Annotated in this window: 13 protein-coding genes; 9 read left to right on the forward strand and 4 right to left on the reverse strand. The window is 45.9% G+C overall.

Annotation, left to right across the window (positions count from 1 at the left end; genetic code table 11):
* Positions 1-14: 14 nt before the first annotated feature.
* Genes OCU30_RS16760 through OCU30_RS16785 form a run of 6 tightly spaced genes read left to right on the forward strand, consistent with a single transcriptional unit; the run spans position 15 to position 6,988 of the window.
* A complete protein-coding gene (locus tag OCU30_RS16760) occupies positions 15-971 on the forward strand; it encodes an AAA family ATPase (RefSeq protein ID WP_077314826.1) in 957 nt (318 codons plus the stop codon).
* A gap of 10 nt (positions 972-981) precedes the next feature.
* The gene (locus tag OCU30_RS16765; RefSeq protein ID WP_077314825.1) at positions 982-1,899 is read left to right on the forward strand and encodes a DUF58 domain-containing protein; all 918 of its coding nucleotides are present in this window, start codon (positions 982-984) and stop codon (positions 1,897-1,899) included.
* Between the two features lie 6 nt (positions 1,900-1,905).
* Positions 1,906-2,394: a DUF4381 domain-containing protein gene (locus OCU30_RS16770; RefSeq protein ID WP_077314824.1), complete on the forward strand. Its 489-nt coding sequence runs from the start codon at positions 1,906-1,908 to the stop codon at positions 2,392-2,394.
* On the forward strand, positions 2,381-3,349 hold the full coding sequence (locus OCU30_RS16775; protein ID WP_077314823.1) for a VWA domain-containing protein: 969 nt from the start codon (positions 2,381-2,383) through the stop codon (positions 3,347-3,349). The genes OCU30_RS16770 and OCU30_RS16775 overlap by 14 nt, the downstream gene beginning before the upstream one ends.
* A complete protein-coding gene (locus OCU30_RS16780; protein WP_077314822.1) occupies positions 3,342-5,318 on the forward strand; it encodes a vWA domain-containing protein in 1,977 nt (658 codons plus the stop codon). The genes OCU30_RS16775 and OCU30_RS16780 overlap by 8 nt, the downstream gene beginning before the upstream one ends.
* A 2-nt stretch (positions 5,319-5,320) precedes the next feature.
* Positions 5,321-6,988: a BatD family protein gene (locus OCU30_RS16785; RefSeq protein ID WP_077314821.1), complete on the forward strand. Its 1,668-nt coding sequence runs from the start codon at positions 5,321-5,323 to the stop codon at positions 6,986-6,988.
* A 106-nt stretch (positions 6,989-7,094) separates the two neighbouring features.
* Here the strand turns inward: OCU30_RS16785 and OCU30_RS16790 are convergent, their stop codons facing one another.
* The 3 genes from OCU30_RS16790 to OCU30_RS16800 all read right to left on the reverse strand — a co-directional run bounded on the left by OCU30_RS16790 (position 7,095) and on the right by OCU30_RS16800 (position 9,689).
* Positions 7,095-7,862: a phosphatase PAP2 family protein gene (locus OCU30_RS16790; RefSeq protein WP_077314820.1), complete on the reverse strand. Its 768-nt coding sequence runs from the start codon at positions 7,860-7,862 to the stop codon at positions 7,095-7,097.
* A gap of 269 nt (positions 7,863-8,131) precedes the next feature.
* Entirely contained in the window at positions 8,132-8,662 is a 531-nt protein-coding gene (locus tag OCU30_RS16795) for an inorganic diphosphatase (RefSeq protein ID WP_077314819.1), read from the reverse strand.
* A gap of 151 nt (positions 8,663-8,813) precedes the next feature.
* Complete coding sequence (locus tag OCU30_RS16800; protein WP_077314818.1) at positions 8,814-9,689, reverse strand: LysR family transcriptional regulator; 876 nt, start codon at positions 9,687-9,689, stop codon at positions 8,814-8,816.
* A gap of 99 nt (positions 9,690-9,788) precedes the next feature.
* Here OCU30_RS16800 and OCU30_RS16805 point away from each other — a divergent pair, with 99 nt between their 5' ends.
* The 3 genes from OCU30_RS16805 to OCU30_RS16815 are packed head-to-tail and all read left to right on the forward strand — an operon-like array spanning position 9,789 to position 14,555.
* Positions 9,789-11,156, forward strand: a complete 1,368-nt coding sequence (locus OCU30_RS16805; protein ID WP_077314817.1) for an NADH-quinone oxidoreductase subunit L — start codon at positions 9,789-9,791, stop codon at positions 11,154-11,156.
* A complete protein-coding gene (locus tag OCU30_RS16810) occupies positions 11,156-13,558 on the forward strand; it encodes a DUF2309 domain-containing protein (RefSeq protein ID WP_077314816.1) in 2,403 nt (800 codons plus the stop codon). Before OCU30_RS16805 ends, OCU30_RS16810 begins: the two co-directional genes overlap by 1 nt.
* 25 nt (positions 13,559-13,583) lie before the next feature.
* On the forward strand, positions 13,584-14,555 hold the full coding sequence (locus OCU30_RS16815) for an L-threonylcarbamoyladenylate synthase (RefSeq protein ID WP_077314815.1): 972 nt from the start codon (positions 13,584-13,586) through the stop codon (positions 14,553-14,555).
* A 76-nt stretch (positions 14,556-14,631) separates the two neighbouring features.
* Here the strand turns inward: OCU30_RS16815 and OCU30_RS16820 are convergent, their stop codons facing one another.
* On the reverse strand, positions 14,632-16,386 hold the full coding sequence (locus tag OCU30_RS16820; RefSeq protein WP_159439144.1) for a family 43 glycosylhydrolase: 1,755 nt from the start codon (positions 16,384-16,386) through the stop codon (positions 14,632-14,634).
* Between the last annotated feature and the right edge of the window lie 415 nt (positions 16,387-16,801).

A 16,801-nucleotide genomic window follows, 5' to 3' on the forward strand; every position in this document is an offset into this window, starting at 1 on the left:
GAGACTAACGTGTTATGCAGTCAGAAATTTTTCAAAAATTACAGCAATATCTCAATCAACAAGTAGTCGGACAATCTTCGCTAGTTGAACAATTACTTGTTGCGCTACTTGCCGATGGCCATATTTTAGTTGAAGGTCCACCTGGGTTAGCCAAGACCCGTGCTGTTAAAGCATTAGCGCAATGCATTGAAGGACGCTTCCATCGTATTCAATTTACCCCAGACTTATTGCCCGCTGATTTAACCGGTACGGATATATTCAGACCAGAGACTGGGGAGTTTACTTTCCAAGCTGGACCTATCTTTAACTCTCTGGTTCTCGCTGATGAAATCAACCGCGCCCCCGCCAAAGTACAAGCTGCAATGCTTGAAGCCATGGCGGAAAAACAGATTACGGCAGGCCGTAAAACCTATGCGCTGCCAAAGCTATTCTTAGTCATGGCGACCCAGAATCCGATCGAACAGGAAGGGACTTACCCACTTCCAGAAGCGCAGTTAGACCGCTTTTTGATTCACCTTGATGTCGACTATCCTCAGGCAGAAGATGAGCTGGCGATTCTGCGTTTAAATCGCGGCGAAGCAAAAGGCGAACACACTTCGAGTGTCCCTCATGTGACTCAAGAACAAATTTTCTCTGCCCGCCAAGATGTATTGAATATTCATATGGCAGAGTCGATTGAGAATTATCTGATTCGTTTGGTTATGGCCACTCGCCAGCCCGAGAAATACGATGCAAAATTAGCGCAATGGATTGATTTGGGCGTCAGCCCACGTGCGACCATTGCGCTGGATCGCTGCGCCCGCGCTCATGCTTGGTTACAAGGCCGTGATTTTGTTAGCCCAGCAGATATTCAAGCGATGATCTTTCCAGTATTGCGACATCGTTTGGTCTTGTCTTATCAAGCCCAAGCAGAAAATATTCATCCTAATCAGGTAATTGCTCATTTAATGTCTCTAGTAGGTAGTGCGTAAGGAGAAGTAGATGACAGACACACTGCCAGAACATGCCGATGGCGTTCATTTGTGTGTGGATGAATTACTGCCATATCGGCTGCACACTCCTCGGTGGTTGCCACCGGCTAAAAGCTTATGGTCGCAGCTATTAGGGCAGCATCAAAGTAAGCAGCTCGGCCGTGGGATGGACTTTGCTGAAGTTCGTCAATACCAGCCGGGGGACGATATTCGCTCCATTGATTGGCGTGTCATGGCCCGTACCGGCAAACCGCATACGAAATTGTTTACTGAAGAGCGCGAGAAACCGACGATCTTGTATATCGACCTAAGTTCGTCAATGCAATTTGGCTCTTCATTAATGCTCAAGTCTGTACAGGCCAGCCATGTGGCGAGTATTTTGAGTTGGTTAGCGGTGGGCGAGCATGATCGTGTTGGTGCTGTAATCGATACAGGCGTGACGTTGATTGAAATAAAGCCAGTTAGCCGACAAAAAGGGCCGCTGCAAATCATCGCGCAATTAGTCAAAGGCCAAGAGAGCGCACTGAAATCTATCGCATCTGGCTCAGCACACTCCATGGAAAATGGACTACAAGCGTTACATCGTTTATGCCCGAAGGGTTGTGATGTCATCGTCATCAGCGACTTTATACGCTATGACACCAGTTTAAAACCCTTACTGGGGCAAATAAACCGTCGTAATCGCTTAAAATTCATTCACATTTATGATCCGCTAGAAGTCGGAGACACACGTTTTCGCGGCGCTGAATGGGTTAGCAATGGTAAAGATACGCGCTGGCTCAACTTTTCCGCATTAAATACTAGGAATGGGATCAAAAAAGCCTTTGAATCTCATCAAGAAAAACTAGAATTACTGTGTCAATCTATGGGCATAGATTACCGCTCTATTTCCAGTGGTACGCCTTTACTTAAACAACTAGCCGGATAATAAACTATGCAAAAATCTTCATCGACTCCATTACCATTGCTGGATGTGCACCTTCCGGATGCGCCTTCTTGGTTACCTCTAGCATGGGGATGGTGGGCTGTGGGTAGTGGCATTGTGCTTATCGTACTCATCAGCGCTTTAAGGCTTCGTTGGAAACGTAAAAAATTAGCCCCAAAAAAAGCCGCTTTGCGTTTGCTTGATCCTAGCTTTGGCTCACAATCGCCTTCTTCTGCCATGGAGTTAGTCCGTCAAGCAGCATTTTGCTACTTCCCGCGTAATGAAATTGCTCACCTTACCGGTAAAGACTGGTACGCCTTTCTTGATGAACAGATTGGCCGAAACGTTTTTATGGTTAATGAAGCACAATGGCAACAAGCCTTGTATAAAAAACAAACTAGTGAGCAAGCTTCAGCGTTAGTAGACAATTGCTATCAGTGGGTGAATGAAGCGTTACCACCAGCAAAAAGGAGAAAAGAAAAAGGTGGCAAACATTGAACTCGTATGGTGGTGGGCACTATGCCTACTACCACTCCCATTATTGATTTATAAATGGGTACCAGCACGCCAAACACACGCAGCCATTACTCTGCCCTATCTTCCCGCTCAATCTTCGCTGCCAACCTCCAATGGGTGGTTGACTAAGGGGCTGGTTGTCGCTATCTGGGTATGCTTACTGCTCGCAGCAGCTAGACCAGTTTGGTATGGGGATCCTGTCTATGTATCTCCTAAGCACCGCGATATGATGCTAGTGGTCGATCTTTCTTACTCCATGAGTGAAAAAGACATGCGCGATGGCGATGACTATATTGACCGTTTAAGCGCCGTTAAACATGTGCTTAAAGACTTTGTGGCGAAACGTAAAGGTGACCGGTTAGGATTGATTTACTTTGCCGATCACGCGTATTTACAAACTCCCCTAACGTTTGATTTGAACACTGTTGAACATCAAGTCGACCATGCCGTACTCAAACTTATTGGGACAAAAACGGCGATGGGCGAAGGCATAGGGCTTGCGACGAAAAACTTTATCGATGGTAACGCGCCGCAACGTGTCATGATTTTACTCAGTGATGGCAGCAATAACGCTGGTGTAATGGGCCCCATAGAAGCGGCCAAAATTGCCAAAAAATACCATACCACGATTTACACGATTGGCGTTGGCGCTGGTGAAATGACAGTGCGTAGCTTATTCGGCGCTCGTAAAGTTAATACCGCAAAAGGCCTCGATGAAAAGACCCTCAAACAAGTGGCGAAGATGACAGGCGGTCGGTATTTCCGCGCTCGTGATGCTCAAGATCTTCAAAATATTTACGACAGTATTAATCAATTAGAGCCCGTTAAGAAAGCCGCGCAAACATGGCGCCCACAAACCGAATGGTTCGGTGTGCCGCTCGCATTGGCGCTGCTACTTTCTGTTGTACTTATGGTTTTAAGGAGAAATCATGTCTGATTTCGTATTCTTACACCCCCATTGGTTATGGGCATGCTTACCTTTGGCAATCCTAGTCATTTGGTTGGCCATGCCGAATAAACAAGCCTCGCTGATTGCACCACACTTAGCGTCGGCTTTGGGCATTGCGAACAAAAAAAAGCAGTCGGGCTTTATCGCTCTGCTAGCGATAAGTTGGCTATTCGCCGCTATCGCACTGGCCGGGCCAAGCTTTGAAAAACAAGCGCGTCCCACTTTTTCAAATAATAGCGCGCGCGTATTGGTCATGGATATGTCTCGTTCGCAATACGCTACCGATTTATCACCAAACCGCTTAACCCAGCAGCGTTATAAAGCTTTGGATCTTCTCAAAGGTTGGCGTGATGGGGTAACCGGATTAGTGGCTTTTGCTAAAGGCGGTTATACCGTTAGCCCAATGACGAGTGATACTCGCACGATTACCAATTTAGTGCCTGAGCTATCACCCAAAATAATGCCTGATCAGGGGGCGAATGTAGTCGCGGGGGTCAAGCAAGCCATCAAGCTCATGACCGATGCCAAGGTACCTAGCGGCGATATTATTCTCATGACCGATAGTATTGATAAGCAACAAAGCCAAGCACTGCAAACACTCTTAAGCGGGACGCCTTGGCACTTAATCGTACTCGGGGTAGGAACCGCTTCTGGCGCACCTATTCCATTAGACAATGGCTCAATGCTACAAGATCAAGGTCATACTGTTATCGCTAAAATGAATACGACAACTATGCAGGCGTTAACATCATCACTTGGCGGGCTTTATGTCCCCTATCGTGGCGATGGTAAAGATATCGATACGATTTTAAGCCATACCCAAAGTGTCTCAGCATTAACAGAAAGCCAAGGAGGACAAACGGTGACAGAGCATGCCAATAACGGTTATTGGATTGTACTGATTTTGCTTGTGCCAGCCTTATTGCTCTTTCGTCGAGGGGTAGTGTTTGCCGCGTTTTTAGTTATTACACCTTGGATGATGCCACCATCAGCTCAAGCCTCCGCATTTTTGACGGCGGATCAACAAGCGCATCAAGCGTTTCAACACAAGCAATACCAGCAAGCCGCGCAGCAATTCACTAACCCAGAATGGCAAGGGGTCGCACGCTATAAAGCCGGCGATTACCAAGGCGCGATCGACAGTTTGTCTAAAGTCAAACAGCCTGACAACAATACGCGTTATAACCTAGCCAACGCCTACGCACAGGCCGGCGATCTCAATAAAGCCAAAGCACTTTACCAGCAAGTGTTAAAAAGCGATCCTCACAATCAAGATGCGAAAAAAAACCTATCTGTCGTGAAACGTGCTCAGCAGCAACGTCAAAAGCAACAGCAACAGCAACAGCAACAGCAACAGCAACAGCGCAATTCTAAATCCGATCGCAACAACAAAGGGAATAAACAACCGTCATCGTCTGATTCGCAAAAAAATCAATCGAAGCGCTCTGAGCCATCTTCATCACCGAACTCCTCTGCGCAACATCGGCACCAAGGAGACACTCATAACGGCCGCTCTCATCAACCCAATAGCAACGCTGCTAAAAACGCGCAATCGCCATCCTCATCTAAGGCGAAAAAATCGGCTCAGCAAAAACCACATGCCGCCGATCAGACTAAGCAGTCACAACACCAAGCCTCTCGTCCCAAAGATGCAGATAGTCAGAAAAAATCCGCCGATGCCGCGTCACAGCCACGTTCCAATAAGCAAACGCGTAATAGCAATAACGACAAAGCGTCTGCGGCTCAGGCAAAGTCAGCTCATCCTATAAAAAACCAAACTCAACAAGGTGATAAGTCAGTGACGGCCACGCAAGCCTCAACTCGACACGTTGACCCCGCTTTAAGAAAACTCGACCAAGTAGAAAGTGCACGCGATCCAAGTGAACTATTGCGTGCACAGCTTTACCTGCAATCGAAATTACAACCACAACCCGATACGCAAGCTAAGAAGTGGTAACTATGACACGGATAACCCATACCCTATCACTGTACTGTACAGTTCTGTTACTCGGCTTATTTAGCCTAAGTGCCTATGCAAAAGGCGATTTTGATGCCACCGTTAGTCAGAACAAGGTGGTACAAAATCAGGTGTTTCAATTAACTGTCACCATTGATCATAAGGTCTCGTCGGATGCCATCGATTTTTCAGTTCTGCAAAAAGACTTTCAAATGGGAAGACCTAACTTTGGCACATCGACGCGAATTGTTAACGGTGACCGCAGTGAACACAGTCAGTGGACCATCCCTTTAGCGGCGAAAGAGACGGGTATTCTACGTATTCCCCGCTTTACCGTGGACGGCGAGCATACGCAAAGTATTGCCATTCACGTCAGCAAAGACAGTGATGCCCCAAGTACTCATGATATCGTTGAAGTCCAAAGCCATTTAAGCAATACCACTTTGTACCCAAATGAAAGTGCCTTACTGAAAGCACGTTTGATTGTCAAAGCCGACCCGCGTCGTTTACAGGGTCAAAATATCGATCCCCCAAAAGTCGACGGCATGGAATTAACCCCCGTTAGCGAACCTGATCAACATCAAGAAGTGATTAATGGCGTGCAAGTCACCATGGTTGATCAAAACTTTCGTGTTACTGCCACCAAACCAGGCCGCTTTCAATTAACTGAGCCAAAATTTGAAGGTTCGATCGTATTTGGAGGTAATTATGGCGGACGTACACGTGTGATACCTCTTAATACGGTACCAAAAACTTATACCATTAACGTTAAGCCTAAACCGAAAAATTATAAGGGTGTGTGGTTACCTACCTCGAAACTCAGCCTTACACAACGTTGGCAAGACCCGGATGGTAAACCGATTCAAGGCGATGCGATAGATGTTAAAGTCGGTGATTCAATCACTCGCACCATTAGCATGCAAGTATCGGATATCGCGAAAGATCGCTTGCCGGATATTCATATAGATAATCCAAAATCGGTTCGCTCTTACAACGATAAACCGCACTTTTCTACATTGAAAAATGGCGATGTTATGATGACACTGAAACAAGTCGTCATACCTCGTCAATCCGGTAAAATAACCCTGCCCACTGTCAGCGTTAATTGGTGGAACTCCACCACTAACCAAGAAAAACGTAGCCAAGTGTCAGGGCTGACGATGCAAGTCATCCCGAGCGATGATAATCAACCATTACCGGCAGATAATCAGCCAAGTACGCCACAAAAAACCACCATCATCACCAAAACTGATGCAGGCTTTTGGCCCTACCTCACTGGCGGATTAGCGTTATTATGGATTGTAACCTTACTATTAGCCGTGTATTGGAAACGTTCTTCTGCCTCTAAAGCTAATGCTTCCTTAGAGCCTAAGGCTGCAGCCTCGCCCACACCGCCAAAAACGCCGTATGAAGCTCTTCAGACTGCAATTATGCAACAAGACGGGATTGGAGCAAGCCAAGCCTTATCGCAATGGCAACAAAGCGTCACCCTCTCAGATGAGGAACTCGACACGCTAACACAAGCAAAAACAGCATTTGATCAGGCGTTGTATTCAAATAATGCCAACACTGAAGGTGGAGATGAATTATTAAGTGTTGTAAAACGCTTAGATAAAGCAGCTAAAAAGCGGAAAAAATCGCCGTCGAACGCTCAGTTACCGCCGTTGTAATCTTAGCGCTCATCAACTTGCTTTTACCAATAAAAAGAGCCACCGCTTAACCGCGGTGGCTCTTTTCTATACTGCGTCATCACTTAATTACCACGACGGAGCAAAACTAGGTCCACTTTTGTTTCATCACTTGCGATTTTTCCATTAACCACGGGGTTAAACGATGATATTGATAAGGCACCAATAAAAAGATGACATTTTCTAAGCCTACCGCGCCAAATAAGTCAGCGGGGCGATGCATACCTAACCATAGCCTTGAATAGGCCACCCCCACCGCCCAGCACAGTAACCCAGCACATAACACATACCGTTTACTCATTAAAAACAAGCGACTAAAAAACAATAAACATAAGGTTACAAACGTCGTATGGCCTGAGGGGAACGCATAATTCATTTCTGTTTGCCAGTTCGACCAACGCCACTGTGATACGGTTCCTTGCATCTGGGCAATCTTATTGAGTTTATCACTATGACTAAACGTATAAAAATCACGGGGCGAAGCAATCACCGTCGACTCCGCCATCACAACGGTATAAGGTCTTGGGCTATGCGTCATTTGTTTCATGGCTGTTTTCAGACCTAAACTCAAAACCAGTAATAAAAGCAATTGAATGAGTGCATTCACTTTAAATTCATCACTAAATTTGGACTTGTAAAACACACAGATCATTAAGGTAATTAGTGTAAAAATACATCCCGGGTTTGAGGCAGTAGCCGATAGATTACTCCACACAAAGCCCGTGACAGTATGGGGAGTAGACAGTAAATCCAATGGGTACAATAAGAGTGAAATAGTGGCCAGTAGTACCGAAAAAGCCACGACAATAATCAGGTGGTTTTTAAATCTATCAAAAAGCGGCGTATGTGTGTTCATTATTGATAACTAAACTAAATAAAGTGAATCATCACTCGTCGGGCTTAACGATTCCAACCGTGATGTGCGGCAAAGGCCATAATAAGGTGGTCAATAATGTAGAGTGCTAGCGGCTAGCACCGCGCGTGATATGACGAACCAATATTCAATAAAACAACAAAAAACGCCCGCTTCACTATAAGAGTAAAGCGGACGGAATCGTAATATCAGTTGCATTTAGACGTGAGGCTTACAAAAAACCACGTTTTGTGCACCGCCGAACGGCAATATTACATTTCGTTCCAACGAGTGATCGACTCTGCAATCACTTTTTTCGCTTCTTCGACATCACCCCAGCTTTCAACCGTTGTTGTGCCTGGTTTTTTCAGATCTTTATAGTGATTGAAGTGGAATTCAATTTGCTTGATAAGCTGCTTAGGAAGATCTGCAAGCGTTTCAATAGCATCACCAGTGTTACGGTCATCTGCAGGAACTACAACAACTTTATCATCAACTTCACCATCATCGACGAACTTCATGACACCGATAACTTTGGCTTCAAGGAAGATACCCGTTGTTAGCGGTTGATCAGTGATGATTAAGGCGTCTAGCTCATCGCCATCTTCATCAAGAGTTTGTGGAATAAAACCATAGTTCGTTGGCTTAGCAAAGATTTCTGGTTCAACACGATCTAATTGGAACACAGCAAGTTCACGGTTCCATTCAATTTTATGGTTGCTACCTTCTGGAATTTCAACAACAACGTTTACGATACCGTTGTTGTAATCACCAGGAGTTAAAATTTTGTTAAAGTCTGACATTTCAGGTTCCTGTATAAGTACTTCGTTTCCGCAGTATTTTATCAGCTTTTAGGTAGTAGCGGTATACTTAACTGCAAGCCAAATAACCAATTAGAATATAAGTGCGCGGTTTTATATCAACGCACTACGCGCTCAATCTAAGCGTCATCGGTTATAACAAAGGTCGTAACAAGCTATCCAGTTTCGGGTGGACCACTTTACGTTTTACCGTAACCGAATAAAAGCTTTCATACACATCCGGTAGTAACATGTAACGCTTTAAGGTGCCATTATCTAATTCATCTTTTACCACAACCTCCGGCATGACGGCTAACGCGCCAGTATCACGAGTCAGCAAGCGTAGCATCGCCATATCATCAGACTCTGCGACAATCTCTGGTTGTAAATGATACTGGGCCGAAAACGAGTTAAATGCAGCGCGCAGTGGGTTTTCACCATAAGGCAGCACCCAGCGCTGGCCTCGATAACGCTCATCGAATACCTCATTGAGATCTAATCCCGGAGGGCCAATAATAGCCACGGCTTGACGAGCAAGTACCCGGCTTTGCCAATAGGGTTTACTGTTATCATGTAAAGGCGTATTCGTCAGTGCCACATCAATTTGTAATTCATTTAATGCTTCCAATAAACCGGTTTGGCTCATCGACTGCAACACATAACGACAATCACTTTGCTTGATCAAAGGCTGGATAAATTGTTCAATAAAGTTACGGGAAATGGTTGAAAGCATACCAATTCTAATGGTCGAACCAGCTAATCCTTTGCCGCTGGTTAGTAATTTTTCTAATTCTTCACCATTATGAAAGATGTCATCCGCGTAATTAAGGGCATGGTAACCCTCCTCGGTGAGGAGTAAACGTCGTCCTTTACGCTCAAATAACTGAACATTGAGAGATTGTTCTAACTGCTTGATTTGAGAAGATAAAGCAGACTGAGATATATGCAAGTTTTGCGCTGCCTGGGTTAGGTTACCCTGCTTAGCCACTTGCCAAAAATAGTACAAGTGGTGATAGTTAAGTCGGCTCATAGTTCTCTTAAACAGAATGATTTGTCATTATTTATGTATTTTACTTAACATTCATACACTTTCACAATAGCCACCATTGTTAAAACTGTGAGGTCTATCATGTCTTCTTTATTTCTAGTTACGCCACTGCGTATTATGTTACTGAGTTTAGTGGCAATCCTAGGATTCACGATTCTGCGATACAGCTGGGTAGCATTCAGTGGTGAAAAAGATCGTCGTCGATTTATACAGTCATTATTATTGACCATCGCTACCGTGGTACTGGTGATCACCGCTAACCATTTAGCCATTTTCTGGGCGGCATGGGTGTGCGTGAGTTTATCGCTCCACCGTTTGATTTTGTTTTATCCTGACAGGCCACGAGCACAATTAGCCGCCCATAAAAAATTCTTACTCGCTCGCTTAAGCGAAACAATGCTAGCGGCGGCGTTTATCAGTTTGTATGTCCAGTTTGACACGCCTTATATCAACCAAATCGTTAGTCAAGCGTCTGACTCAACCATGCACTTGTCCGTTAATTTTGCCGCGGTGTTGCTCGCGCTTGTTGCGCTTATCAAGTGTGCGCAGTTACCGATGCATGGCTGGCTTATTCAAGTGGTCGAGGCTCCAACGCCAGTTTCTGCGTTGTTGCATGCTGGCATCGTTAATTTAGGCGGTATACTACTGTTATTCTTTTCACCTATTTTGGCAGCAAGTAGCGTCGCATGTTGGTTACTTGTTGTATTAGCTGGAATCAGTACCATTGTGGCTGGGCTAGTCAGCACGACTCGCATTAGTATCAAGGTCAAACTGGCATGGTCGACCAGCTCGCAAATGGGCTTAATGTTAGTCGAAATCGCGCTCGGCTTATATGAAATGGCACTACTACATCTCTTTGCGCATTCATTTTATAAAGCCTACTCATTCTTAAATAGTGGCAATACCGTTAACCATTATCTAGCGGCAAAATTGGCGGGCAGTGAGAAACCGAAATTGCAACACTGGTTTTATGCACTACTGGTTTCTTCTATCATGATGGCCATTGCACAATGGCAGTTTGCGATTCTACCTAGCTTGGCGGCTATTGCGTTGGTGCTATTTGCCCTCACGGGATTATTAGTGCCAAGTTTTACTCACGCAGACAACGGCCGTGTACCTAAAATCTTTCTCACCATGGGGTTCGGCGTCGCACTACTCACGTTATATACGACCGCAAAGCATCACCTAGCCGCCTTTGCTCTACCCGATCCTACGTTAAATCTTTGGGCTGATGGATTCGTCGCCTTCTTATTTGTGACATTATTTGTGTTGTCATTAGCATTGCAATATTGGCCTCATGCTCCACTGATTAAACGTTTGTTTATCTGGCTAAACGCTGGAGGATATCTTGATGAGTGGGCAACTCGACTGACGCTAAAGTTATGGCCAAGCGAATCATTAATTGAGCTGCGTCAACATCAATGGCACACCAACCCTGAGGTAAAATAATGACTGTTTTGATTGAAACCCTCCCTTTTGAGAGTATCGTACGGGAAGCGTCTGCCTCTATCGCCCCCGCATGGCCATTAGATCGCTCTGTGGCGGTTAACCCATGGTGGCCACAGCGCCACGACCGTATTGAGCGTGCCTTTGCAGAGCAAGCGGTATTAACCGGGGAAACCGGATTAATGGAGCGCACCTACTTTCTTGAGCGTTGGGAAACAGACATTCTTCCAGAGCATTTGCAACAGGCGATTACAGAATTAAACAGCCCGTTTACCGCCGAACAGCTCGAACAATCGTTAATGGTACCGAATACAGCTCTCCCCCGATGGGCGACGCTAGGTGCGTTGATGGATCAAGAGATCCCTTCAGCACAAGGTCATAGCTGGCCACAAGAAGTGCTCCAACAAATCAGTCAATTTGTCGCTTTATATCATCAGTACCCGAAGCGTTTCGATGCCGAAGGCAAAAATGGCGAACACCTTTATCAAAGCTGGTTAGAAGTCGTGACTCGTGACCGCGGTATCGAGACCTTGCTAGGTGTCGACTTACTGCCTTACTTTGCCAAGCTGCCAACACGTTTAGATACCATGCTTGAACGCTGCGCCGAACAATGGTCGAGCATGTTACAAACAAGAGATGGAGCGTATGCGTATACACGTGCCGCACTACACTTATTGTCAGGTTGGGCAGGCTGGCAAGCGTGGTTAGACTGGCAAGCAAACCTCAATCATAAACACATCGATATTCCTCATACAATGGGGTTAACAACGATTGTATTGGCTTGGAATTATGTGCTTTGGCAATGGTTAAAAGACAACTCAACGTCTGCTTTTACGACGATTTCAACCACCATTGCCGACCAATCTGAATCGATTGAAGAGCACTACCAACTGGCAGAGCGTCAATTAGCACCAATGTGGGTATGGCAACGTGCTCTAGAACTGAGTATTCATCAGCCTTGGGTGAAACAAGTTAAGCAAACCACACAACAAGAATCGACTGCGCGCCCAAATTTGCAGGCGGTATTTTGTATTGATGTTCGCTCTGAACCCATGCGTCGAGCATTAGAACAGCAAGACGAAGGCGTAGAAACACTCGGCTTTGCTGGATTTTTCGGTCTCCCCATTGCTTATCACACCCATGATAATCGTATTTCACGTCCTCAATTACCCGGTTTACTTGCGCCCAGCTTGGTCGCCCAGCAAACCAAGCTGCAACCAGAGCGATGGCTGCGTCTGACGCAGTTAGGCTGGCAAAATAGTTTAGAAAAGCCAGCATCAAACTTAGGTATGATTGAAGCGGGTGGTCTGCTTAAGCTGGTGAGCCTATTTAAACGTGTGGTATTACAACAAGGCAGCACCAACCCAATCAACCGTGATGCTCGTCATAACGATCATTGGCATTTAAAGCGTCATGATGTGCCTTTAACCGCTGACGAAAAAGCCGAGTTAGGCGCTGGCATTCTGAATGCTATGGGCGTAGGCGAGCGTCTCGCTCCTGCCTTCTTGCTCACAGGTCACGGCAGTGAAACCTGTAACAATCACACCTCATCCGGCTTAGACTGCGGGGCTTGTGGCGGCCAAACTGGCGAGGTCAATGTCAAGGTTCTTGCGCAGTTACTGAACGAACCCAGCGTGCGTGAACAGATGCCTAAATACGGTGTAACGGTGCCACAAGACACGGTATTCTATGCGGCGATGCATAATACCACCACCGATGAAATTGAGGTCTATGATGCGCCATTTACACCGTGGCAAAATTGGATCATTAGCGCAAGCCATCAGGCACGCAGTGCCCGCGTTGAGCAGTTTGATCATGGCTCAACTCCTACGCCCACCGATGTGAAACGCTTTTTTAAAAAGCGCGCAACCAACTGGGCTCAAATGCGCCCAGAGTGGGGATTATGTAATAATGCGGGGGTTTTTATCGCGCCACGCTCGCTAACTAAGCATATTGACTTAAAGGGGCGCTCTTTCTTACATGAATACGATGTGAAACAAGACCCCGATTTCACTCAGTTAGAGAAAATAATGACGGCACCATTACTCGTGACCAACTGGATTAATATGCAATATTATGCGTCGGTTGCGGTGCCAAACAAATACAGTAGCGGTAATAAATTGCTACATAACATTGTCGGGGGTAATATCGGCGTCTTTGAAGGAAATGGCGGCGATTTACGTATTGGATTATCGACTCAATCGGTACACGATGGTGAGAAATATCGCCACCAACCGGTACGCTTGAGTGCTTTTATACAAGCCCCTAAAGAGGCAATTGATCAGATTATCGAACGTCATCAAGATGTGGCGTCTCTTGTCGACAACCAATGGTTATTTATCTACCACATCGATGATAACCACCAAGTGTGGAAGCGCCATCGTAATGGCTGGCTTGCCCAATAAACTCTATTATGACGGAGATTGTTAGTTGAAAACGCTTCAATTGAGCGCTCAGGCTCAAGACTTAGACATTGCCGCGAATTTATTAAAGCAAGGGAAATTAGTCGCGTTACCGACGGAAACGGTATATGGACTGGCAGCAGATGCAACACAGCCAGAGGCAGTCTCACGCATTTTTGCGGCGAAAGGACGCCCTGCCAATCATCCATTGATTGTGCATATTGGTAGTGTGGAACAGCTATCAGATTGGGCGAAAGATATTCCGCCACAAGCGTTTGATTTAGCGAAAACATGTTGGCCAGGTCCAGTGACTTTACTCCTCAACAAGGCCGACCATGTATCACCGGTTGTGACTGGCGGGCTCAATACGATTGCGGTACGCATTCCATCGCATCCAGTGATGTTGGCGATATTAAAACAACATCGCTTGGCCGTTGCAGCGCCATCCGCCAACCCGTATAAACAGTTGAGTCCAACCAATGCAGAACAAGTGATCTCAGGTTTAGAGGGAAAAATTGAAGCAGTGGTCGATGGAGGCGATTGCTTATTTGGCTTAGAATCTACCATTATCGACATGACATCGCCACAACCCAATGTATTACGTGCAGGCCCGGTGACCGCACATGAGCTGAGTGAGATCCTTGGGGCTGAGGTGAGCTATCCACAGCATCATGATGTATCGGTACCAGGCAATGTCGGTAGCCATTATCAGCCCAAAACAGTATTACGCTTAATTCATGATGTGCAGCAAGCGATTGAAATGCGAGATACCCAAGCAACCTATGCATTATTGCACCATTCATCTGTCAATGATTTGCCAACTGGCATTCAATCTATGGTGATGCCAAACGATGCGAGCTCTTATGGACAATGTTTATATCGTTCGCTGGCCGAAGCCGATACATTAAAACCGGATGAAATTTGGTTAGAACGTCCCCCTCAAGGGGAAGACTGGAATGCGGTCAATGACCGTTTAAGTCGCGCTGCCATCCCAGAATAAACACACGGCATATACGAATAAAAGCCCCGTAAAGGGGCTTTTTTTTGCTTCGCCTGAGACATATCATCTCATGATATTATTTGGTATTACGTAGATAGAAGCTTTGACATTCCTTACCTGCATCATCTGATACACCGACTTTAGCGTGATTGTTAATTGAGCATTGTTCCACACCCAATAATTGACCACTCGCTTTATTGACGATGCTGTAACCACCTTTGTCACGTGGGTATAAATACCAGTGACTTTGGTCGCCCACACACATTCCCCATTGAGTTTTATGATCAATCGCATTCAAACAATGCGTCGGCTCACCTTGAGTTACCATCGTCACCGTGCCATCTTGCTCTGGTTGTAACCACCATTGTTGCAGTTTGTCGTTGGTCCACTTTTGCTGCTCGATGGTCGTTTTCGTCCCTGTGACTACTTTCCCGCTGACAGCGCTGACAATGGCAACACTTTGCAGTGGCGATAGACTCCACTGATCGTAACCCTCACCTTGCTCACGCCCATAATTCACGTGATCATCTTTATTGGTGAAAGTCAGTAGACCTGCATCATTGACATTCACATCCCAGCGCTGACACGCTTGATTGGTCCACGCTTGGAAGCTAGGTGAATCAGCGCATTGCCCACCGGTCAAAAACCCGCCAGCATAATCGGCAAAACGAACACTACCGTCCGGTAATTGGTCCACGATAGCTGGGGTAGTATTTGTCAAGATGGTGTGGGTTTGATCATTATGAGTACGCGTCACAAAGTGATTCAAGCGCATCATCGGGGCTTGTGGTTTAACTCGTAGTGGGCCATTTTCACCAGACGGTACGGCAATGTCTTTACCACTCGCCACGGGTTCGCCAAGATTTGGCGAGCCATCTTTATTCCACGTAAACGGCTGAGCTCGTAATGCACGTTTGGTACCACAAGCATCTTCAGCACTTGGGTTTCCATGATAGGCAAGCCACTGCTCTGAGCCATCCGGTGAGACAAAAAATCCGTTATGGCCTGGGCCATAAACGCCATTGCCTTTGGTGAAAATTGGCTCATCTGATTTCTGCCACGCATCCGGATCTAATGGGTCATCCCCAACAAGTTCCAATAACGCTAATTTATAATCTGGCGTCGCGCAATAACTCGCCGAATACACAACATACACTTTTCCATCGTGTATTAGTGGTTCTGGACCTTCATTCACATTCATACCAACGCGCTCCCAGCTTTTCTCTGGTCGTGTCAGCAACGAAGGTTCACCCTCAATCGTCCACGGATTTTTCATTTTCACAATCATATTGCGCTGTTCATCCCCCTGCCACTGGGAGTACATCAGGTATAATTGATCGTGAATGGTGATATAGCTACCATCGATGTTATAACTATCTGGCATTGGGGCGCCTTTAAATTCATATGGCCCCATTGGATCATCACCGGCACTTTCTAACACTGATAAATGCTGGTAATCATAGGTACCATCACGGCCAGACGTATACATCATATACCAGCGCCACCCGTCAGGCCCTTTCAAACGGTGAAATTCAAACGCCCAAAAGTTAAAACCACTTTTCGGGTCTGTTTCCGACCACACCGTGACCGCTGAAGTATCACGTAGCCCTGCCAACGTTGGCGACTTACGCATAGTTAGCGTTGACCCCCACGTCGTAGTTGCCGAGTAATAGTTACCGTCGTAGTAGGTTACCCAAGGGTCAGCACCATTATCGAGTATTGGATTAGCAAAGGTAGACTCGCCCGCCACTGAATAGCTACTTAGCATCAGTAACGCGCCGCTAATGGCTGTTTTTAGAAGTGTTTTCGGACGATTGATATTTTCGAACATTGTTAAGATCCCCATTAAAATGACTATTCAAGTCGCATCCCTATCGATATCCCCAGTTAACCTGTGATGATGATCGGTGACTTGAACCGTTTAATGTCCGCTTATCAAAGATACAAGAGTTGACGACACTTAAGATGGGGCATTGGTTGCTCTCTCATCTTAATCGCTCTTCAACATGTTAGGTAAACACATGTCATTCAATGCTGATGCAACGGCAGAGATCCGAACGGTCTGTTTTATAATAAGTATGGGGCGAGTATATGGAGGAAATCAGAGTATCCCTAACCTTATCATTACGATTAGTGACTGAGATCATTAGTATAAAATTAAAAATGCGGGCTGTGCCAAATAAGCAATAGATTGACTATTTAGAGCATTGCGTTGCCGTCATTATCCTCGTATTCAGACTTAAATC

The sequence above is a fragment of the Vibrio palustris genome (assembly GCF_024346995.1).
In the GTDB taxonomy this organism is placed as follows: Bacteria; Pseudomonadota; Gammaproteobacteria; order Enterobacterales; family Vibrionaceae; genus Vibrio; species Vibrio palustris.

Bases quoted from the DNA above. Each gene is read 5' to 3' on its own strand.
- OCU30_RS16800 (WP_077314818.1), bottom strand. From the start codon at position 9,689: ATGAGCCGACTTAACTATCACCACTTGTACTATTTTTGGCAAGTGGCT.
- OCU30_RS16795 (WP_077314819.1), bottom strand. From the start codon at position 8,662: ATGTCAGACTTTAACAAAATTTTAACTCCTGGTGATTACAACAACGGT.
- OCU30_RS16770 (WP_077314824.1), top strand. From the start codon at position 1,906: ATGCAAAAATCTTCATCGACTCCATTACCATTGCTGGATGTGCACCTT.
- OCU30_RS16810 (WP_077314816.1), top strand. From the start codon at position 11,156: ATGACTGTTTTGATTGAAACCCTCCCTTTTGAGAGTATCGTACGGGAA.
- OCU30_RS16790 (WP_077314820.1), bottom strand. From the start codon at position 7,862: ATGAACACACATACGCCGCTTTTTGATAGATTTAAAAACCACCTGATT.
- OCU30_RS16780 (WP_077314822.1), top strand. From the start codon at position 3,342: ATGTCTGATTTCGTATTCTTACACCCCCATTGGTTATGGGCATGCTTA.
- OCU30_RS16765 (WP_077314825.1), top strand. From the start codon at position 982: ATGACAGACACACTGCCAGAACATGCCGATGGCGTTCATTTGTGTGTG.
- OCU30_RS16820 (WP_159439144.1), bottom strand. From the start codon at position 16,386: ATGTTCGAAAATATCAATCGTCCGAAAACACTTCTAAAAACAGCCATT.
- OCU30_RS16785 (WP_077314821.1), top strand. From the start codon at position 5,321: ATGACACGGATAACCCATACCCTATCACTGTACTGTACAGTTCTGTTA.
- OCU30_RS16760 (WP_077314826.1), top strand. From the start codon at position 15: ATGCAGTCAGAAATTTTTCAAAAATTACAGCAATATCTCAATCAACAA.
- OCU30_RS16805 (WP_077314817.1), top strand. From the start codon at position 9,789: ATGTCTTCTTTATTTCTAGTTACGCCACTGCGTATTATGTTACTGAGT.